The organism is Martinezella lusitana (genome assembly GCF_900094565.1).
Classification (GTDB): Bacteria; Pseudomonadota; Alphaproteobacteria; order Rhizobiales; family Rhizobiaceae; genus Rhizobium; species Rhizobium lusitanum.
Window position 1 is genome coordinate 379,373 of record NZ_FMAF01000004.1, and the last position, 20,092, is coordinate 399,464.

General features: G+C 60.4%; 19 protein-coding genes. 9 read left to right on the plus strand and 10 right to left on the minus strand.

Annotated elements, in window-relative coordinates; translation table 11 throughout:
- Positions 1-2: 2 nt before the first annotated feature.
- Positions 3-761 carry a precorrin-4 C(11)-methyltransferase gene (gene cobM / locus GA0061101_RS11115; RefSeq protein WP_037192720.1) on the plus strand — a complete coding sequence of 253 codons (759 nt, stop codon included), beginning with the start codon at positions 3-5 and terminating at the stop codon, positions 759-761.
- Between the two features lie 109 nt (positions 762-870).
- Positions 871-1,308, plus strand: coding sequence for a nickel-responsive transcriptional regulator NikR (gene nikR, locus GA0061101_RS11120; protein WP_037192723.1), 438 nt, complete (start codon positions 871-873; stop codon positions 1,306-1,308).
- A 36-nt stretch (positions 1,309-1,344) separates the two neighbouring features.
- Here nikR and GA0061101_RS11125 read toward each other — a convergent pair whose 3' ends face one another.
- Complete coding sequence (locus GA0061101_RS11125; protein WP_037192725.1) at positions 1,345-2,157, minus strand: TIM barrel protein; 813 nt, start codon at positions 2,155-2,157, stop codon at positions 1,345-1,347.
- Between the two features lie 158 nt (positions 2,158-2,315).
- On the minus strand, positions 2,316-3,344 hold the full coding sequence (locus GA0061101_RS11130; protein WP_037192727.1) for a LacI family DNA-binding transcriptional regulator: 1,029 nt from the start codon (positions 3,342-3,344) through the stop codon (positions 2,316-2,318).
- A 149-nt stretch (positions 3,345-3,493) separates the two neighbouring features.
- Between GA0061101_RS11130 and GA0061101_RS11135 the strand changes: the two genes are divergently transcribed.
- The 5 genes from GA0061101_RS11135 (at position 3,494) to GA0061101_RS11155 (ending at position 7,817) form a co-directional block, all read left to right on the plus strand.
- Entirely contained in the window at positions 3,494-4,582 is a 1,089-nt protein-coding gene (locus GA0061101_RS11135) for a fatty acid desaturase family protein (protein ID WP_037192729.1), read from the plus strand.
- A 27-nt stretch (positions 4,583-4,609) separates the two neighbouring features.
- A complete protein-coding gene (locus tag GA0061101_RS11140) occupies positions 4,610-4,924 on the plus strand; it encodes a MocE family 2Fe-2S type ferredoxin (protein WP_037192731.1) in 315 nt (104 codons plus the stop codon).
- 10 nt (positions 4,925-4,934) lie between these two features.
- A complete protein-coding gene (locus tag GA0061101_RS11145; RefSeq protein WP_037192733.1) occupies positions 4,935-6,161 on the plus strand; it encodes an NAD(P)/FAD-dependent oxidoreductase in 1,227 nt (408 codons plus the stop codon).
- A gap of 81 nt (positions 6,162-6,242) precedes the next feature.
- A complete protein-coding gene (locus tag GA0061101_RS11150; RefSeq protein WP_037192735.1) occupies positions 6,243-6,803 on the plus strand; it encodes an NADPH-dependent FMN reductase in 561 nt (186 codons plus the stop codon).
- Positions 6,804-6,929: 126 nt separating this feature from the next.
- Entirely contained in the window at positions 6,930-7,817 is an 888-nt protein-coding gene (locus GA0061101_RS11155) for a DMT family transporter (protein ID WP_037192737.1), read from the plus strand.
- A 3-nt stretch (positions 7,818-7,820) separates the two neighbouring features.
- Here the strand turns inward: GA0061101_RS11155 and GA0061101_RS11160 are convergent, their stop codons facing one another.
- The 8 genes from GA0061101_RS11160 to GA0061101_RS11195 form a co-directional block, all read right to left on the minus strand.
- A complete protein-coding gene (locus GA0061101_RS11160; protein WP_037193277.1) occupies positions 7,821-10,163 on the minus strand; it encodes a polysaccharide biosynthesis tyrosine autokinase in 2,343 nt (780 codons plus the stop codon).
- Positions 10,164-10,246: 83 nt separating this feature from the next.
- Positions 10,247-11,152 carry a UTP--glucose-1-phosphate uridylyltransferase gene (locus GA0061101_RS11165; RefSeq protein ID WP_037192739.1) on the minus strand — a complete coding sequence of 302 codons (906 nt, stop codon included), beginning with the start codon at positions 11,150-11,152 and terminating at the stop codon, positions 10,247-10,249.
- Between the two features lie 7 nt (positions 11,153-11,159).
- Entirely contained in the window at positions 11,160-12,185 is a 1,026-nt protein-coding gene (locus tag GA0061101_RS11170) for a glycosyltransferase family 2 protein (protein ID WP_037192741.1), read from the minus strand.
- The gene (locus tag GA0061101_RS11175; RefSeq protein WP_037192743.1) at positions 12,182-13,120 is read right to left on the minus strand and encodes a glycosyltransferase family 2 protein; all 939 of its coding nucleotides are present in this window, start codon (positions 13,118-13,120) and stop codon (positions 12,182-12,184) included. Before GA0061101_RS11175 ends, GA0061101_RS11170 begins: the two co-directional genes overlap by 4 nt.
- Positions 13,117-14,115 carry a glycosyltransferase family 2 protein gene (locus GA0061101_RS11180; protein ID WP_092573586.1) on the minus strand — a complete coding sequence of 333 codons (999 nt, stop codon included), beginning with the start codon at positions 14,113-14,115 and terminating at the stop codon, positions 13,117-13,119. The genes GA0061101_RS11175 and GA0061101_RS11180 overlap by 4 nt, the downstream gene beginning before the upstream one ends.
- Positions 14,112-15,323: a hypothetical protein gene (locus GA0061101_RS11185; protein ID WP_037192747.1), complete on the minus strand. Its 1,212-nt coding sequence runs from the start codon at positions 15,321-15,323 to the stop codon at positions 14,112-14,114. The genes GA0061101_RS11180 and GA0061101_RS11185 overlap by 4 nt, the downstream gene beginning before the upstream one ends.
- Positions 15,324-15,429: 106 nt before the next feature.
- Positions 15,430-16,233 carry an endo-1,3-1,4-beta-glycanase ExoK gene (gene exoK, locus GA0061101_RS11190; protein WP_037192749.1) on the minus strand — a complete coding sequence of 268 codons (804 nt, stop codon included), beginning with the start codon at positions 16,231-16,233 and terminating at the stop codon, positions 15,430-15,432.
- A 4-nt stretch (positions 16,234-16,237) separates the two neighbouring features.
- Entirely contained in the window at positions 16,238-17,323 is a 1,086-nt protein-coding gene (locus tag GA0061101_RS11195; protein WP_202032808.1) for an acyltransferase family protein, read from the minus strand.
- 767 nt (positions 17,324-18,090) lie between these two features.
- Between GA0061101_RS11195 and GA0061101_RS11200 the strand changes: the two genes are divergently transcribed.
- Positions 18,091-19,050, plus strand: coding sequence for a glycosyltransferase family 2 protein (locus GA0061101_RS11200; RefSeq protein WP_092573587.1), 960 nt, complete (start codon positions 18,091-18,093; stop codon positions 19,048-19,050).
- 87 nt (positions 19,051-19,137) lie between these two features.
- A complete protein-coding gene (locus tag GA0061101_RS11205; protein WP_037192753.1) occupies positions 19,138-20,082 on the plus strand; it encodes a polysaccharide pyruvyl transferase family protein in 945 nt (314 codons plus the stop codon).
- Positions 20,083-20,092 lie beyond the last annotated feature (10 nt).

Below are 20,092 nucleotides of genomic sequence, written 5' to 3' on the forward strand. Positions count from 1 at the left end.
CAATGACGGTGCATTTCATTGGCGCAGGCCCAGGTGCTGCGGACCTGATCACGGTGCGCGGCCGCGATCTGATCGGCAAATGCCCGGTCTGCCTCTATGCCGGCTCGATCGTTTCGCCGGAATTGCTGCAATATTGCCCGCCCGGCGCACGTATCGTCGACACGGCACCGCTGTCGCTCGACGAGATCGAGGCCGAATATCTGAAAGCTGCCGCCGCCGGTGAGGATGTCGCCCGCCTGCATTCCGGCGACCTTTCCGTCTGGAGCGCTGTCGCCGAACAGATCCGCCGGCTTGAGCAGCACGGCATCGACTATACGCTGACCCCCGGTGTTCCGGCTTTCGCAGCCGCTGCCTCCGCGCTCGGACGCGAGTTGACCATCCCGGCCGTTGCGCAGAGCCTCGTTCTCACCCGTGTTTCCGGTCGTGCCTCGCCGATGCCGAACAATGAGACTCTGGAAAGATTCGGCGCCACCGGCGCGACGCTCGCCATCCATCTGGCGATCCATGCGCTCGCAAAAGTCGTCGAGGATCTGACGCCGCTTTACGGTGCCGATTGCCCAGTTGCGATCGTCGTCAAGGCCTCCTGGCCGGACGAGCGGATCGTTCGCGGCACGCTCGCCACGATCGAGGCGCAGGTGGCGGCAGAGCCGATCGAACGGACCGCGCTCATTTTTGTCGGCCCATCGCTTGGCGCCAGCGATTTTCGCGAGAGCTCGCTCTACGACCCGACCTACCAGCGCCGCTTCCGTGGTCGGCAATAGAGCGCTTCCCTCGCTCCGTTAAGACCGAAGCGCTCGAGAGCGCCGGGACACCGTTGCAATCTCCGCCGAAATTTCCTCTAGTCGATCCCAGGCGAACGAGGATCAAGAGATGCAGCGTATTACCATCACGATCGATGACGATCTTCTCGAGACAATCGACAAGATCAGCACGCAGCGGGGCTATGCCAGCCGTTCGGAAACACTGCGCGACCTCGTTCGCGACGCCGTCACGCGCGCGCAGCCGACCATCGATGGCGAGGCAAAATGTTATGCAGCACTTACCTATGTCTATGAGCACGAAACCCGCGACCTGTCACGCCGCCTGACGACGACGCAGCACAACCACCATGATCTTTCGGTTTCGACGCTTCATGTCCATATCGACGGACATGATTGCCTTGAGGTCTCCGTGCTGAAAGGCAAGGTCGACGAGATAAAGACCTTTGCCGACAGCGTGATCACCCAACGCGGCGTCCGCTTCGGAAACCTGCATCTCATCCCTTCAGAACATGGCACGCATCACCCCGAGGGGCATTCGCATGACTGAGCGACCAGGCCAGTTGCCCGCGGACAACTGCGGCCGTCAGAGCTGACCCGTGATATAGGCCATGCTTTCCTTGATCGCCGCCACCGGATCCTTCAGGGCGTGCACCTCCGGAGCAAAGGCTTCGAAGGAGGCAGGACCGGCATAGCCGGCTGACAGCAGCGCCCGCAATTGCCCGACATTGTCGAGACGGTCACTGGCATCGACGAGAACCCGATGCGGATCGCGCATGTCGGCAACCGATACAGCGGGATCGCTGACGCCGGAAATATGGACCAATCCGGTCAATTCAGGGAAAATCGCTGGCTCTCCTGCCAGATGATGGTGGAAGGTGTCGTGAACCAGGCAGAAGGTCGCCTTTGCACCCAGCTCCTCTATCGCGTCAGCCGCTTCGCTCTTCAGGCGCAAGGAGCAAATCTCGAAGCCAAGCGGTTCGACGAGGCCGACAATGCCGGCGGCTTCCAGCATCGGCTTCAAGGCCGACAATGCCTTGCGGAGATTGGCGCGGCGCGCCTCCGGCTCGCGACCGCTGCCGTCATTGACGGGAACCAGCACCAATGCCCTGGCGCCGCAATCGCGCGCATAGCCGATCAGTTCAGCCGCTTCCCGCGCCCGCTCCTCAGTCCATTCGTTGAACCGCTGCAACGCGTTGATTGAGATGATGGCAAGCCCGTGGCGCGCCGCAAGCTCTCTCACGGTCGCTGCCGGCGTGCCATCCAGGATCGCGTTTCCAGCCAAGTCATTGCGGATCTCGACGCTTTCGATGCCGAGCTGCTTTGCCGCGGCAAAGAACGATTCCAGGCCGAGCGACGGCGCGCACATATGATTGAGCGCAAAACGAATGGAACTCATGGTGGGCACTCCTCCTCAAGGCGACCGGCTGTAAAAGACGTCCCAATCCGCCGCGCCTGCCAGCGAATGACTAGCGAGATTCATGCCAGCGATCTATCGGCCTTCGCCATCATTCCTGATAGAATTATCAGCGCAATGATGGAATTCCATCATTCGCGCTAGATGTTTTCCGAGACGAAGATTTCGAAGGGCAGAAAGCTTTGTCCAGGCACAGCCGTCTCGTCGCTTTCAACGGATTTGATCATCAGGCTCATCAACTCCTTGCAGAGCGCGGGCAGTGGCGTGCCGATCGCCATGGCGACGACATCGTCGGCGAGTGCTGCCTTGGAATCCGGCGTCAGTTCGTTGACGACGACGATCAGCTTGCCAGATAATCGCTCCTCGCGGATCGCTGAAATGGCGCCCTCCATACCGCCGCCGCAGACATAAAAGCCAATGAGATCAGGGTGCTTCTGGAGAAGATCGAGCGTCGCCTCATGGGTAATTTCAGGCGTATCCAGATTGATCAGCGTATCAAGCACCTCGAACTCGGGCGCATTTTCGCGGAAATAGCTTCGAAAGCCGATCTCGCGCAGTTCATGACCATGAAAGCGATGGCTGCCGACGAAGCAGGCGACCTTGCCTGGACGACGGGCCGAGCGGGCGATGACCCAGGCGGCGGTACGCCCGACCTTGCGATTGTCGACGCCGATATAGCCTTGACGGACGCCGGTCGAGAAATCGGAAAGCAGGGAAAAGACCGGAATACCCCTTTCCTTCAGCTCTTCGATCGCAGCCGTCACGGCCGGATAATCGGGCGCAACCAGCGCAATTGCCTGGCTGCGCGCGGCCATCGCCTTCAATTTCTCGACGATCGCCGTCGGCGTCGAGGCGGCGACGAAATCGACCTGGGCGTTTATGCGCGCCGTGGTGACCGCCTGTGCCGCGACGACGATTTCCTTGGCGAAGGTCTGATAGAAGGATTGAACCGGCTTCTGCAAGACGAAGCCCAAACGATACTGCGGCAGATCCTCAAAGACGCGCTGACGCAGCAGGCCGATGGCGTGATAGCCGATCTCCTGCGCTGCTTCAAAGACCCGTCTTGCCGTTTCCTCTCGAACGCGATGACGTCCGTTCAGCACGCGATCGATCGTGGCGACACTGACGCCTGATGCCTTGGCGAGATCTGAAATGGTCGGGCGACGCATGGTTGCTCCTGAGATATGCCATCATTTATGACATCAGAATTTGATATGTTTTGATAGATTCCATCATTCCGGCATTGAGGCAAGCGAAAAGTCGATCTATCGTTTTCGGCATGAGGGCGGCGCGCTGTTGCGTGCCGCGGGAGATAGCGATGACCGAGACAAAGAAACGGGACTACAGCCTGCTTGGCGCCAGCGGCAAAATGGCGGTGGAAACCGGGCTTGCCGCTGCCGAATGGTATCACACGGATGTCACGCGCAAGGACATGAAGGCGCTGATGCAGCGTTCCGACGCGCCGGCCATTCGCGACACGATCATCTGGCTCGGCAGCATGGTGCTTTTTGCCGGCCTGGGCGTCTATTTCTGGGGATCGTGGGCCTGCATTCCCTTCTTCCTGGCTTACGGTGTGCTCTACGGCTCCGCCTCCGACAGCCGCTGGCATGAATGCGGCCATGGCACGGCGTTCAAGACCCGCTGGATGAATGATGCGGTCTATCAGATCGCCTGCTTCATGATCATGCGCAATCCGATAACCTGGCGTTGGAGCCATGCCCGCCATCATACCGATACGGTCATCGTCGGCCGCGACCCGGAGATTGCCGTCATGCGGCCGCCGGATCTCCTCCGCCTCATCCTCAATTTCTTCGGAATCCTGGACGCCTGGCATGCTGTGATCGATATGCTGCGCAATGCCGCCGGCATCGTCAGCGCCGAAGAAAAGACCTTCATTCCGGAGATGGAGCAGCCGAAGGCCGTCCGGATCGCCCGCATATGGCTGGCAATCTACGTCGCCACCATCGCAGCGGCGATCGCCATGGGCTCGATCCTGCCGCTGATGCTCGTCGGCTTGCCCCGGCTTTACGGTGCCTGGCATCACGTGCTCACCGGCCTGTTGCAGCATGGCGGCCTCGCCGACAATGTCATTGATCATCGGTTGAATAGCCGCACCGTCATGATGAACCCGGTGAGCCGCTTCATCTATTGGAACATGAACTATCATGTCGAACATCACATGTTCCCGATGGTGCCCTACCACGCCCTGCCGAAGCTGCATGCGATGATCAGGCATGATCTGCCGGCCGCCAACCCATCCATCTGGTCGGGCTATCGCGAGATGATCCCGGCCTTCCTGCGGCAGTTGAGCAACGAGGACTACTTCCTGAAGCGCGAATTGCCGCCGACGGCGCGGCCCTATCGCGAGGAGTTCCATGGCGGCACGCTCGCCGAGGCCGCGCAATAATCACCGAACATGCAAAGGGAGGAAAACATGAGCAGCAACTGGATCGAGGTCTGCGCCGCCGACGCGATCGACGAGGAGGATGTCATCCGCTTCGACCATGACGGACGAACTTTCGCCGTCTATCGCAGTCACGAAGACGATTATTTCGCCACCGACGGCCTGTGCACGCATGAAAAGGTTCATCTTGCCGACGGTCTGGTCATGGACAACATCATCGAATGTCCCAAGCACAATGGCCGTTTCGACTACAGAACCGGCGAGGCCAAGGGCGCACCCGTCTGTGTCAATCTGCAGACCTATCCGGTCAAGGTCGAAGACGGCACCGTTTTCATTGGACTGTGAGGAAGAGGCCATGCCGCATTTCGTCATCGTCGGCGCCGGAGAATGCGGCGCACGCGCCGCCTTCTCGCTCCGAGAAAAGGGGTTCGACGGCGACATCACCCTGATCGGCACCGAACCGCTTGCCCCCTACGAGCGCCCGCCGCTGTCGAAGCAGGCCCTTGTCGAGACCATCGAACCGAAGTTCGTGGCTGCGCTGGAGCGATACCAGGAACGAACGATCGATCTGCGGCTCGACACGACGGTGGCCGCTATCGAGCCCGTTTCCAAAACAGTCGGGCTCGCTGACGGACAGACGCTCGGTTATGACAAGCTGCTGCTCGCAACCGGTGCCTCGCCGCGCGTCTTTCCAGGCATTGACGGCACAGCCCAGCGCATCCGCATGCTGCGCACCCATGCCGATGCCCTAACCCTGCGCACCGCTCTTCATCCCGGCCGACACATCGCCATCATCGGCGGCGGCTTTATCGGCCTGGAGCTGGCAGCCACTGCACGCAAGCTGGGCGCCAACGCCACCGTCATCGAAGGTTTGCCGCGCGTGCTGAAGCGCGGCGTGCCGGAGGAGATTGCCGAAGTGATCACCGCGCGTCACCGGCTGGAAGGCGTCGACATTCGTTGCGGCCTCGCCATCGAGGCCGTGCGGGAGGAAACGGAAGGGGCCAGCATTCATTTGGCGGATGGCCAAGTGATTTCGGCCGACCTCGTGCTGATCGGCATCGGCGCCTCGCCGAATATCGCGCTTGCCGAGACAGCCGGCCTCGCGATCGACAATGGCATCGCCGTCAACGAGCGGCTGGAAACCTCCGCCGCCGATATTTACGCGGCGGGCGATTGCTGCTCCTTTCCGCTGGCGCTTTATGGTGGACGGCGCGTCCGCCTCGAATCCTGGCGCAATGCGCAGGACCAGGCAAATCTGGCCGCCGCCAACATGCTCGGCGAAGGGATGGAAATCTCGGCCGTGCCGTGGTTCTGGTCCGACCAGTATGACCTGACATTGCAGATCGCCGGCCTCGCCGAAGGCGCGGCCAGCCATGTGCGGCGCGATCTCGGCGACGGGTCGTTCATCCTCTTTCATCTCGACGCAAGCGGCAGACTTTTCGCCGCCAGCGGCGTCGGCCGTGGCAACGCTGTCGCCCGCGACATCCGCCTTGCCGAGATGTTGATCGCCGCCCGCGCTCACCCGGCCAGCGATGCCTTGGCGGCAAGCAGCGTCAAGCTGAAATCCCTGCTTGCCGCATGAAGCGGGCTGAGCTCGCCGTCAGCCCTTGACGAACAGCCGCGAACCATAAATGTCTCCTCCTGAGATAAACAGGGGGATGCGATGAAGATACTCGGCATATCGGGCAGCCTGCGCAAGGGCTCCTTCAATACGGCTTTGCTCCATGCCGCCGTCGAACTTGCGCCGGCCGGCGTCGAGCTCGTCGCGCGCACCATTCATGGCGTGCCGCTTTATGATGCCGATCTCGAAGCAGCCGAAGGCATTCCGGAGAAGGTGCAGGAGCTGAAGGAGCTCGCCATATCCGCCGATGGGCTGATCCTGTTTACGCCGGAATACAACAACTCGCTTCCCGGCGTATTCAAGAACGCCATCGACTGGATGAGCCGGCCATCCAGCGACATCGCCCATGTCTTCGGGGCAAAACCGATCGCCGTGCTCGGAGCCTCGCCCGGCAATTTCGGCACCATCCTCAGCCAAAATGCCTGGCTGACGGTGTTGCGCACATTGGGCGCCGATCCGTGGTTCGGCGGCCGGCTGATGGTGTCGCGCGCCGGCAGCGTCTTCGATGCCGAAGGCCTGATCGTCGACGAGAAGGTGAAGCAAAACCTCGCCAAATTCATCGAAGGTTTCGCTGCCTTTGTCGCGGATCACAAAAAGAGCTGACCCCGCCTGCGGCGCATGGGCAAAAGACGAAAGCAATGCCTATGATTGCGAAAGCGGATAGCCTAGTGTGACCGTTGCGTCGGGCGACCGGCGCCTCCGGGGTCCGCACATCTTCTTCGAACCGAAATGAAATCCAATACCGCAGGTTATGTCTTCACGCTGTTGGCGATCAGCATATTCGCGATACAGGACGGCATCTCCAAACATCTGGTCAGCGCCTATCCGCCGCTTCTGGTGGCGATGATCCGCTATTGGGCCTTCATGCTCTTTGCCGTCGCGATGGCCTCGCGCTCGCCGGGCGGCCTGCGCTCCGCCGTCAGAACCAAGCGGCCAACGCTGCAGCTTGCCCGCGGCCTGTTGCTTGCCGCGCAGATCGTCGTGGCCATCTCGTCCTTCGTCATCGTCGGCCTTGCCCATTCGCAGGCGATCTTCTCATCAGGACCCTTGATGGTGGCGATGCTGTCCATACCGATCCTCGGCGAAAAGGTCGGCTGGCGGCGTTGGCTGGCGATCTGCATCGGCTTCGTCGGCGTTCTGCTGATCCTGAAGCCGGAAAGCGGCCTCTTCGACACACGCTTCCTCGTGCCGCTTGGCGGCGCACTGCTATTCTCGTTCTATGTCGTCCTCACCCGCTATGTCAGCCGCGAGGATAGCGCCATGACCAGCTTTTTCTATACTGGCGTCGTCGGCGCGGTTGCGATGAGCTGTATCGGTCCATTCTTCTGGACGACCATTGCACCACATGACTGGGTCTTCATGGGCATCCTTTGCCTGACCGGCGTGTCGAGCCACTATTTCCTCATTCGCGCCTATGATCTGCTCGACGCGGTGGTGATCCAGCCGCTCACCTATCTACAGCTCGTCTTCTCCGCCATCATCGGCGTCGCCATATTCGGCGAAAGGCTGAGTGCCACGATGATCGCAGGCGCAGTCATCGTGGTGGCGGCAGGCATCTTCACGATCTGGCGTGAACATGCCCTGGCCAGAACTCGCCTCAAGATGGAGAGGACATAAAGGTTACGCGTCCACCTGAGCGGGTGGCTGTGCTTCGGTGTAGTAGCTTACATATTTCTGTCGGTAGCGTTCCGTTCCGCCGAAATCGCTATAGCGCGGCAGTTCCGACATGTCGGTCTTATTCAGGATAACGCCGAGAATGCGAGAGTTAATCTGGGGCTCCTGCTCCAGAACATCGCGCACCAGGTTGGTTGGCGTCGCACCCCATTCCGTCACGAGTATGAAGGCATCGACCTGCGGCGCAAAAGCCTTGGCGTCGATGACGGGTCCAAGCGGCGCAAGATCGACGACGATATAATCGAACATCTTGCGCGCATGTTCCATGAGATGCTGCATGCCCTGCGACGATAGAAGCTCGCTGGTGTGCAACAGGTGATCGCGCACGACGACCGGCAGGATGGCAAGCTTGGTGCGCGGATCGACCTTGACGACATTCGTCCAGGGCACCTCACCGAGCACGGCCTCGATCAGCCCGGCTTGCGGCGGCGATTTCAGCGTCCGGCTCAAGCCGGGATTGCGCAAGTCGGCATCGATCAGCAGCGTACGTTTGCCGCTGCTGGCCAAGAGGGCGGCGAAATTGGCTGCCGTCGTCGACTTGCCCTCGCCCGGCAGTGCCGATACGACGCCGATGACGCGGTCGGGGCGGCCCTGCAGCATGACGTCGCTGGCGAGCTTGGCGTTTCGCAGGGTCTCGGCGAAGATCGACCGCGGTGCTTCGACCGAAACACGCATGATCCGTTCAAAGGCGACACCAGGCTCGACATCTTCAGCGGTTGCCGGGTCAGACCCGATAATGCCCTTGCGCCGTCTCTTCTTACCGGTGCTCTGCTGGCCGAGCAGCGGCAGGTAGCCGAGGAATTTCAAGCCGAGAGCGGAGCGCACATCGGCTTCGACGCGGAAAAAGCGATCGCGGAATTCCTGGAAGGCGGCGAGACCGGCGCCGGCCATCAGGCCGAGGATCACCGAAAGCGCTATCACCAGCGTCTTCTTCGGGCTCGACGGTGCAGTCGGGACGCCGGCGAGCGAGATGACGCGCGCCTTGGCGATCGGGAAGGATCGCTGCTGCGACGCCGCCTCGAAACGGCCGAGATAGGATTCATAGAGCGTCTTCAGCGCCGTCGCCTTCTGGTTTAGCTCGTTGAGATGCACCAGCGATCTATTGGCTTCCGAATTCTTGCCGACCACACCCTCGATGCTTTCGCGGAGCGACGCCGAACGCGACTGCGCGACATCGAGCTCGTTCTTGTAGCTGGCCGTGAGCTGCTGAAGCTCCTGATAGATCTGCCGGGTGATGTCCTGTCGCTCAGCCCTCAGCGCAACGGCCTGAGGATGTTCGGCACCGTAATTCTGCGTGACATCCTGCTCTCGCTTTTCGACAGCGAGGTAACGCGTCTTCAGGTCCTGCAGGACCGAGTTGTCGGTCTGGCTGGACGAGATGGTGGCGTTCTTGACCGCATTGTCCGGCCCCTGGTCGATAATCGACTTATATTGATTGTAGCGCGCCGATGCGCTGGCCGTATCGGCCTGGGCAATGATCAGCTGCTTGTTGAGATCGGAAATCTGCTGTTCCGACATCAGCTCGCCGCCGGTCGAGGTCAGGCCGTTGTCTGCCTTATATTTCTCGACTTCGAGCGAAGCCTCCTGCGCGCGCTGGCGCAGATCGTTCAAGCGTTCCTGCAGCCAGACGGAGGCGCGTTCGGTCGCGTCGAAATTGGCGTTCAACTGGTCGGTCAGATAGGCGTCGGCATAGGCGCGCGTGACCTTTGCGGCCAACAGCTTGTCAGTCGAGTTGAAGGACACGGCGACGACCGAACTTCGCGTGACGCGCTCCACCTTGAGGCCATCCTGCAATACGGCGGCGACCTTTTGGCGCTGCGCCTCCCGCATCTCTTCCGGCGTCATCGGCGGACGCCCCGGCGTGAATATGCCGACAATCAGCCCCACACCCGATTTGAGCAGGGCAGCCGGCGACTGCGGCGGATTGAGCAGGGTGTTATTATTGGCAAGATCGGCCGTGTCGACGACGCGCAAAGCCATCTCGTTCGATTTCAGGATTTCGACCGCGCTGGCAATCTCCATGTCCGCCTGCTGGCTGCTGGCAGCCGGCGGCTGATCCTCCGCATATTTCGTCATGCTTTCGTCGAGCAATATCTGTGTCATCGACGTGTAGCTGGGCGTGGCGATCAGCAGATAGGCAACGGCCAGAATGACAAAAGCAGCCATGGCGAAGATGATGGTGCGGATGCGACGTGTCACGATCGCCATCAGCCGATCGAGATCAATGAAACTGTCCTGCGCTTCACCCTGGGGAAGAGCGCTTTGGAAAGTGAAGTTCTTCTGATACATGGCGACCACCTTGTCGGAGAGGCCTGAATGAATATGGCTTTGGCCCGCAGTCGTGTCGACCACGGGCCAGAACGTGAACAGGCTTAAGCGGCGGTCATCTGCGCTTCGTGCGAGACGACCAGGTTGCGGATTGAATCATAGACCAGGCTGCCGATATCGGCGCGAGCGAGCGCAAATGCGACGTTCGCTTCGATGAAGCCATGCTTGGATCCACAGTCGAATGTGCGTCCGTTATAGACCTGGGCATGGAAGGATTGCGTCTCGGAGAGGCGCAGCATGCCGTCAGTCAGCTGGATTTCATTGCCGGCGCCGCGTTCCTGACGGGCCAGAATATCGAAGATTTCAGGCTGAAGAATATAACGACCATTAAGGTAAAAGTTTGAAGGCGCTTCCGAAGGATGCGGCTTTTCGACCATCTTGGTCACGGCGAAGCCGTGCCGGACGGCCACTCCCTTGCCGATGATACCGTATTTCGAGGTCTCCTCCGGCGCGCATTCCTCGACAGCGACGATATTGCCGCCGACCTCGTTGTAGAGATCCATCAGGCCGGCCATGCAGCCGCGCATGCCGTAGCAGAGCATATCGGGCAAAAGCAGCGCGAATGGCTCGTTGCCGATCAGGTCGCGAGCACACCAGACGGCGTGACCAAGGCCGAGCGGAGCCTGCTGGCGGGTGAAGCTGACCGAGCCCGGCCGCGGCAAGAGGCGCTCGAGTTCACTCACCTGATGGCTCTTGCCGGCCAGCCGCAGCGAGGAAATCAGCTCCGGTGTGTCGTCGAAATGATCTTCGATCGCCGATTTGTTACGGCTTGTGACGAAGACGATGTGCTCGATGCCGGCTTCGATAGCCTCATCGACGGCATATTGCACGACCGGACGATCGACGATCGTCAGCATTTCCTTCGGCATTGCCTTGGTGGCAGGCAGGAACCGGGTTCCGTTGCCGGCAACCGGAATGACTGCTTTTCTCACACGATGCTTGGGGTCCATGGCTCTATCATCCTTTGTTAGAGTGAGGGCCTGCGCCCATATTGGGCAGGGGCGAGGAGAGTTGAGAGGTGGGCGCAGACTGGCGGCCGCCGCGCAGGAAGGCGGCCAGACGGCGGAAGCGGACTGCAATCGGCATGCTCAGGTGACGGACCGCGCGTGGATTGCGGCACGCGATTTTCAGCACACTCGGCAGTTCGCGCTCCTTGATGCTGTCGACCAGCATCAGGAAGGCTAGAATATCCTTCAGGTTGCGCGTCCGCTGCCGTTGGGCGGCAAGAGCGGCGGAGCCGAAAGAATGCTCGGCGAAGAACTTGGTATCTGCGGCCAGCATGGCCTCGACATGTTCTCTCTTCAGAACCCGTGAGATCGATCCGTCTCGAATGTAATAGAGATAGCCGACCGTCGGCTCGACCGCGCAGACACCGCCTCTGGCAAGTGCGGAGGCAAGGAAGATGTAATCCTCGCCGATCCTAAGCGTCTCGTCGAAGCGCAGGCGATGCTTCTCGAGAAAGGCGCGTTCGAAGACCGGCTTCATATAGCCGAAATTATGTTCGGACCGGAAAATCATGTTCGAGGCAATGAACTTCGCCAGCGTCAGCACCGGCAGACGCGCCAGCGCCGCTTCTGGAAACATGGGAGTGATCGTGCCGACATCCTCGCGGACGACGTCGAGATTGTCGACAACGATCTGCGCCTCCGCCTTTTCGGCTCGCGCAATCAGGCGCGCCATGCGGTCCGGGCGCAACGCGTCGTCTGAATCGAGCACGGCCACCCAGCGACCACGAGCGGCGTCGAGGCCGGCATTGCGGGCCGCGGCCGGACCACCGTTGCGGGCCATGGCAACGAGGCGAACGCGCGGATCGGCATGATTGCCGGCAATCTCGCGTGTGCCGTCGGTCGAGCAATCATCGACGACGATGACCTCCATGCTGACAGCACCTTGGGCCAAGGCGCTGTCGATGGCACGCGCAAGGGTGTCCTCCGCATTATAGGCAGCGATGACGAAGCTGACATCGGGGATGAAATCCGTCATTGCGGTGCTTTCTCCAGGTTTCCGTATTGCTCGATTTCACGAACTCCTAAGAGGCCGCTGACGACGCCGGCGTGCATGATGCCGCGCAGGCCATAGCGGTGCCGCTTGACGGGAGAGGCGGCGAGCAGCGCGGCGGCAACAAAGCAATAGGCGGATTTGGTCCCGGCAAGCGCAATCGCGCGCCAGCGGCCCAGGCCGGTTGCGGCTTCCAGCAGCATGCGCCCATGCGTCTGGCCCATGCGGAACCGGCGCTTGGCAAGCCAGGAAACCGTTGCGCGTCCACTGGGGACGGGTTCGTAGACCAGGGCATCCTCGGCAAAGGCGATCTGGCCGCCCGCGTCGTGCATATGGGCAAAGAATTCGGTGTCCTCGCCGCCGCTGCGGCCGAGCGCGATATTGAACCGGCGGCCGGCAAGCGAAGGCGCGCTGCGGCGCAACAGGACGTTGCAGGTATAACCGGTGCGGATCTCATCCGCGACCCAGACCGGCAAGGTCGAATGAAAATCGCCGCGCTGCATCCAGGCAGGCGCGACATTCGCATAGACAGCCTTGACGGGACCGAGAACGGCATCGGCGCCGGTCGTGTCGGCTATGGCGAGCAATTCCGCCAGCCAGTCCTGCGAGGCCGTCTCGTCGTCATCGATGAAGGCGACGAAATCGCCGGTCGCATGGTCGAGGCAGGCATTGCGGGCGATGGAAATGTTCGAGGCCGGGCAATGCACATAGGCGATTTCAAAGGAAATGGCTGAACGCATGGCATCGACACGGTCGCGGGCGCTTGGCGTCACATCGTTGTCGGCAACGATGACGCGGACCTGCACGCCGGCAGGAATGGTAAGCACAGCAAGCGATAGCAGCGTCTGATCCAACTCGGCACGGCGGTAGGTGCAGACGGCAACGTCAATCTTTGTAGTGCGACGGTGGGTTTGCGTCATGCCGCAACCCTGCGATTGCGAAAGCTGAAGACTTCCATCCAAAAGCCCATCGACCAGGCGAAATGCATGACCATGGCCGAGATGGCGGCAAGCGGTCCATAGGGGTTCCTCTCGCCGAGCGCGATCCAGAAGCCGTAGGCGATGCAGGCGACAGCCCAAAGACTGATCGGAATGACCGCGATCCAGTTGATGATCGCCAGGAAAGCACCGATGAAAATCGGCACCACGGCAAGCGGCAGCATCTGGCGCAAGCTCGGCACGCTGCGATGCTTGAGGATATTACGGGCACGGCCGCGCCCATAACCGAGATACTGCCGGAAAAGCGTCGGGATACTGGAGCGCGGATAATAGGTCATGGCGGTCTTGTCGGTGAGCCAGATGCGGAAACCGGCCTTGTGCAGCCTGTAGTCGAGCTCGGCATCCTCATTGTGGCTGAAGGTCTCGTCATAGCCGCCGGTGGCGCGGAAGGCTGCGACGCGCATCAGCGCATGGTGCCCGTGCTCTGCCCAGTGCCCCTTGGCTCCTTCGCGATGTTTCGAACCGCCATTGCCGAGTTTGGAATTCTGCGCCACCGCCGTTGCCTTCTGAAACGCGCTGAAGCCCATGGTGCGCATGGCGACGACGACGGAATCCGCGCCGGTCGCGACGGCTTCCCGCACCAGCGTCTGGCAATAATCGGCCGGATAATCGCCATGGGCATCGATGCGAATGAAGAACTCATAGCCGTCGCCCAAGGTCTCGATGGCGAGATTGATGGCGGCGCTCTGCAGCCGCTTAGGGTTGTCGAGCAGGAGGACGCGCGGATCGTTGGCGGCGATCTCCCTGACAATGTCACGCGTGCGATCCGTGCTGCCGCCATCGGCGACGACGATCCTGGCGTCGAGCTCATCGAGAGCACGGCCGAGCTTGCCGATCAGCGGCTCGATATGCTTCTCCTCGTTGAGGCAAGGAATAACGATCAGGCAACGCATATCCATGGGACTTACGGTCGTCATTGCAATCCACCTCTATTGCGATTCAGTTGCGGGAGGGCCTGTAGTTCGGTGATCTGTTCATTGGCACGCGTCAGGGATGCCAGTCGGAGCACCAGCCCCTGACAGTCGGCGCGATCGATCATCCATTGCTTGCGATCCTGGGCTGCCACGGCGTCGAAAGCGGCGAGATAGCGTTGTTCATCCAAGTCGCCCAGAAGGGTGGCAAGATGGGCGGCGTCGGCTTTGTCGAGCGTGAGCCCGATCTTCCGGCCGGCCAGGAACCTTGCCGTCTCGGTGCCATCCATGGCGATCGGGACGGCGCCGTAGAGACCACCCTCATAGAGGCGGTTGGGCAGGAGCCAGCTTGAGTTCAGACCCTCTTCGAAGAAATCGATGGCCCAGGAGAACTGGACGTCGTGATAGATCGCGGAAAGATCCTCAGGGTTCTTGTAGGCGCCGCCGAAATGCATGAAGGGCGCGTCGTGCACGATGCCGTCGAAATCGTCGAACTCCGAATAGGCCGGCCGGCCGCGCAGCACGATCTGGAAACGCCCTTCCATCCGGCGCGAGAATTGATCCAGCAATGTCAGCGACTTGCGGCAACGAAGCGCACCGAACCAACCGATCTTCCAGGGCTCGCCGCGGGCAGGCACCCGCGCGGCCGGCGCAACATTGCTCGCCGCGGCAACCTCGAGCGCCAACACCTTGTTTTCGAGCAGCATGATTGGCAGATGCAAGCCGGAACGCGGCTTGAAATAGCGCTCGACGAAGGCCGGCGAACTTGTGATGAGCAGCGCTGCTTGCGCGCCGAGACGACGCTCGGCACCACGGAGCGTACCACCCAGCACATCATCTCGAAGCAAGAGCCGGTGAATATCCAGGGATTCGTAGACAACAGGCATGTCGCCTCCGAAAACGGACTTGGCGCGATTGGCCAGAGCCAGCATTTCAAGGTTGCGGCCGATGATGACATCCGGCCTTGGAACCGAACGCAACGCGTGGCGCAGCTTGAATGCCGATTTGGCGACGGCCGCGATACGTTGCGCAAACTGTGCGTCACGCGTGCGACCGAGCTCGATCGGCTCGATGCCATCGATGGCGGCGAGCGCATTATCGTCGCGCCGGAAGCCCGCGAGCGTCACCAGAGCCCCGCCAGCCTGCAGCATCAGGACCCGCCTGCGCACGGCAGGATCGGCAAGATCGTGGACGAAATAAAGAATATGCAGCATCAAGATTTCCGCTTTCGCGCCCGGTCGAAACCGGGCGCCTGGTATGGTTGGTGTTGCATCATGGCATCTTCACCGGCCGCAGAATGCGCTTGGCGGACGGCATGGTTCAGTCGAGCTTGCAGGTGATCGATTCCGGAAACAGGCATTTTTCTCCTGACGCGGTGAAGGCAACGCGCTTGACCTGCATGGTTGCCGGCTGGCCGCTATAGGCGAACTTGCCCATCCAGCCGCTCAGCGTGTCCGTGCCCCAAAGGCTGAAGAAGATTTTCTGCGCGTTCGTCGGTATCTTCGAAGGATCGGTCACCTCCTGAACGAGCTTGCCGTTCACATAGTAACGCAGGCGGTCCTTCTCCCAGACGAACGCGTAGTCGTTGAAACCCTGGTCAGCACCACCGACGACCGGGACCAATTTCTCATTGCCACCCTTGGCGGAGATATATTGGTTGACCTGCACCTGCCCGGCATTCTTGCCGAGCACTTCGAAATCGATCTCGTCATGCGGCTTCTTGTCGGTCGGGCCGATATAGGTGAAGAAGGCCGAGTTCAGGCCAGAGCCGGTCGCGGTGCGGTAGCGCGCCTCATAGGTGCCGTAGCCATAGCGCTTGGTCGTCTGGATTTCGCCGCAGGCGTAATTGCGCTCGCCTGTCTTCGACTGGATGAACTGCAATTGCAGCACTCCATCCTTGATACCAACCTGCTTTCGCGACCAGGTACAGTTCTGGTGCGGTCCGTTGTTCCAGCCGTCGGAGACATACCAGCGGCTGGTGTCGAGGCGCTCGAAATTATCGACGAAAGAGCCGCCCGTCGGCTGATCGTCCTGTGCGGACGCAGCCTGTGGAATGAAGCAGGCACCCAGGAGAGCGAGGGAAACGAGGCCCAGTTTTCGTGCATGGTTTGTCGATGTCATCATAGCATCACCTTTGCTCGCAACGCACCCGCCGGTCTTCGGCGGCACGGTTTCCGGCCATACGGAGTTCGGCCTGCGGCCTTGTCCGGCTGCCGGTCAGCAGATTGTAGAAGGACGGCAGGGCGTGACGCGCCATACCGTTGGTCAGGGGCAGCAGCAGCAAAGCAAGAAGCGCTGCCATGAGGTAGAAAATCGGATAGAGTTCGCTGCCGCCGCGGTTCCACAGGACCCAGAGACAGAACAGCAGCGGGTAATGGGCGCAGAAGATCCAGAAGCTCAATCCGCCGGTTTCTGCCAATCCTCGTCCGATCCGGCTGCGTATCAAGATCGCCGACAGTGCCCAGAAGCCCGGAATGCCGACGAGCACCATCAGATTGCGACTGACCTCGAGCCATAGCGGCAACCCGGGACCTGTCATGTAGGCGGCGGTTGCCAGGAGGGCTGCAAGCGCAATGAAGGCGGGACCGATCAGGCCGGCATAGCGGTCCGTGACCGTGACGTCGACGCGATACAGGCTGAGATAGATGCCGAAGGCGAAGCTGAAGAGAACGGAATTCCGGAGTACGATACCGATCGGCACCGGCAATACCGCGAGCAGCAACAGGAACGCCAGCGTTGCCAGCGGCGCGCGGCGGATGAGGAAAGCCAGCAGCGGCGACAGCAGGATGCAGACGAACAGATCACGCAGGAAATAGAGCGGCAGATTGATCGGCGTGCCGTCGATCGCGAACAGAAGCGTGGAAAGCGTGTGCAGGTTGGCGCCCGACAGATCAGGCAGATAGCCGTCGCCGATGCCGTAACTCTGCAAGACTAGGACGAACAGAAAGAAAGCGCAGTTCCACAAGGCGAATGGCAGGAGGATCGTCTTCGCCTTGCGCCGGATGGTCTTGCCGTAGTCCAATGACGCTGCTCCATGACGGAACAACAGATAGCCTGAGATAACGCTGAGGCAGGGAACGCCGACACGAAACAGACTCTCGCGCAAAAAAACCCGAACCCAGTCAAACAAACCGTAGGCGTCGCTGAACGGGCTACTATCCGCATCGAATGGAATATGAACAAATATGATGCCCGAGATGAGCACAATCCGCATGAGGTTTATCCGCGAAGACACGTTGGCAGTCACGTTCACGATGTCTGTCACCCTTTTTTTCGGGCCGCTTCCCCCCTCGCAGCCATTTCAATCAGAGTCGAGCAGAGCCCGCAGACGATAACCTAGGGCGCTCTTGGGAAAGGGAATATGGCACTGCAGCAAAAATGAGGGTCAAGCGACGTTTGACTGGGTCGCTACGCCAAGGTTCCAAACCACGCAAAAGATCGAAACAAACGATTTAGATGCCGGAAAACCTATGGAACCAAGGGTATTAAAGCAAATTTAAATATTTTGGCCGCGACGCGCGACACGCCCTTTGCGCGGACTCGATTTTTTTGCCGGAAGGTGAAGATTTTTTGCATTGCGGTAGGATTTCGAGATGAAGCATGACCAAAATACGACAACGTTTCAATCATGATGGGAAAGTCGTGCAGGCGCACTCCCCTTATAGCTGTAGTTTTACCAAGCTTGCGGCGCCGATGCCGCCTGGGAGCTTGACCACAATCATTCTCGGATCGTGCGGCTTTCACCGTCGTTCGACAGGAGGCGTCTATCACGCGCTTCACACTATCCGAGGACAATCTTCGATAAAACGCCGTCTTTGACATTGCTCCTCATCGAATTAACGCTACCTGTTGGCAGCATGGCAGCATCCATCACCGAGCAAACTGCCCATGAATGGTGAATGGAGACAGCCGAAAAGCCGATGGTTACGTCCCCGGGGATGAGCCGAAAACTCTTGGATTGAAAACCGTAAAGGCGGGAAAATGGCGTCAATAACGATTGTTATTCCGTTCTATCAGAAGCAGACGGGTGTTCTGCAACGCGCTTTGAGGTCGATATCTCGGCAGACGTTTCAGGATTTCGATATTCTCATCGTCGACGATGAATCACCGCTTGCCGTAGAAGGCGACCTGCAATCGCTGAGCAGTGAAGAGCGGGCGCGCATCAAGGTGATACGCCAGGCAAATGCCGGCCCGGGCGGGGCGCGCAACACCGGTCTCGACAATGTGCCGGCCGAAAGCCGGTTCGTGGCATTTCTGGATTCCGACGATGAATGGGCGCCGGATCACCTGCACAATGCATTCGAGACGCTGACGCGGCACGATGCCGATTGCTACTGGGATTCCATCGACGGAGGCGACGAATTTTCCTACCATTTCGGTATCGCGGAACTCGCCAAATCGGCTAGGAGCGTGCGGCTCTCCGAAAGGCCCTCGGTGATCGAGATCCCCGATATCGCCAGCGTCATGTTACAGGACTGGAGCTTTCTGCACATGTCATGCATGGTAATCGGGCGCCCCCTCTTTGAGAAAATCCGCTTTGAACCCACGTTGCGGCTGGCAGCTGAAGACGTTCTTTTCTTTTGCGACTGCGTTCTGGCGGCCAAGCGCGTGTTGTTGTGCGAGCAGGCCGGTGCGCTGCGGGGCGAGGGCGTGAACATCTTCCACAGCATCGACAATGATTCACCGCAGTTCTTGCGTCAGCAGTTCAACACGTGGACGGCGCTCAATACGCTTGAGCAGAGATTTTCGCGCCGGCCGCAGGACGTCGCCACCATTCGGCACTACAAGCATCGTGCCCGCCGCCAGGCGCTCTGGAGCCAGGCGCGACAGGTCAAGCGGCGGCAAATGCCGCAATTCGGACTGCTGGCGAAATGGGCCTTGCGCGACCCTGTCATTTTACAAAGCGCGATGAAGCTTGCCGTGGGCAAGCTCGCGCCCTAGATTTTGCAGCGCAGCATGAGCTGCGCATGCCGCATTGAAAGAGCCATGGCATGCCCCGCTATCGTTTGGATCAGCAAGGAGTCCTGCATGAAGCCGTTCCACTGGGAATCTACCCATGGCAATTTCGGTGACGATCTCAATCTCTGGCTCTGGGATTTTCTACTTCCCGGCCTCCGCGACGTTCATGAAGAAACATTGCTGGTCGGTGTTGGTACCGTTCTCAATACGGAGATATTGCCGACCGACGGCCACAAGCTCGTCATCGGCAGCGGCTTTGGCTACGGTTCGCTTCCCGATACGAGCGACAAGTCAAAATGGGATATCCGCAGTGTGCGCGGCCCGCTGACGGCGCAGAAAGTTGGCCTACCGGTTGAAATGGGCATTGTCGATCCGGCCGTGCTCGTCACCGAGATGCCGGAATTTCAGAACTTGCCGAAATCAGGCAAGCGCACCTTCATACCCCATTGGGAGTCGGCCGCCGCCGGCCTCTGGCCTGATATCTGCAAGACGGTCGGCCTTTCCTATCTCGATCCCCGCGGCGAGGCCAAAGCCGTGATCCGCGAGCTTGCGACATCCGAACTGATCGTCGCGGAGTCCATGCATGGCGCAATCCTTGCCGATGCCTTCCGCGTGCCGTGGATCGCGGTCAGCTCGTCGCGCTCGATCAACAGCTTCAAATGGAACGACTGGGCGCGCTCCCTCGGGGTCACCTATGCGCCGAAGCACATTCCAGTCTCCACCCGGGCCGAGGCGATCGCCAAGGGCGCCCGCTTCTGGGGCGTCGGTTTCGAGCGCGATCAACAGGCGGCAGCCGAGCTTGAAAAGCAGCGGTACGGGGGAACCGTGCTGCTTGCCGACCCTGAACAGACCCCGCTTCGGGTAATGGCCAAGCAGGCGCTTGCCATGCCTTCGGCGCTCGCGCTGTGGCAGGCGAGCAAGGCAAAGCCACAGCTGAGCAAGGATAGCGCGCTCGCCTCCTGCAAGGAGCGCCTGCTGGACGTGATCGAAGGCGTGCGGCGCGACTACCTGTAAATCTGGTGGA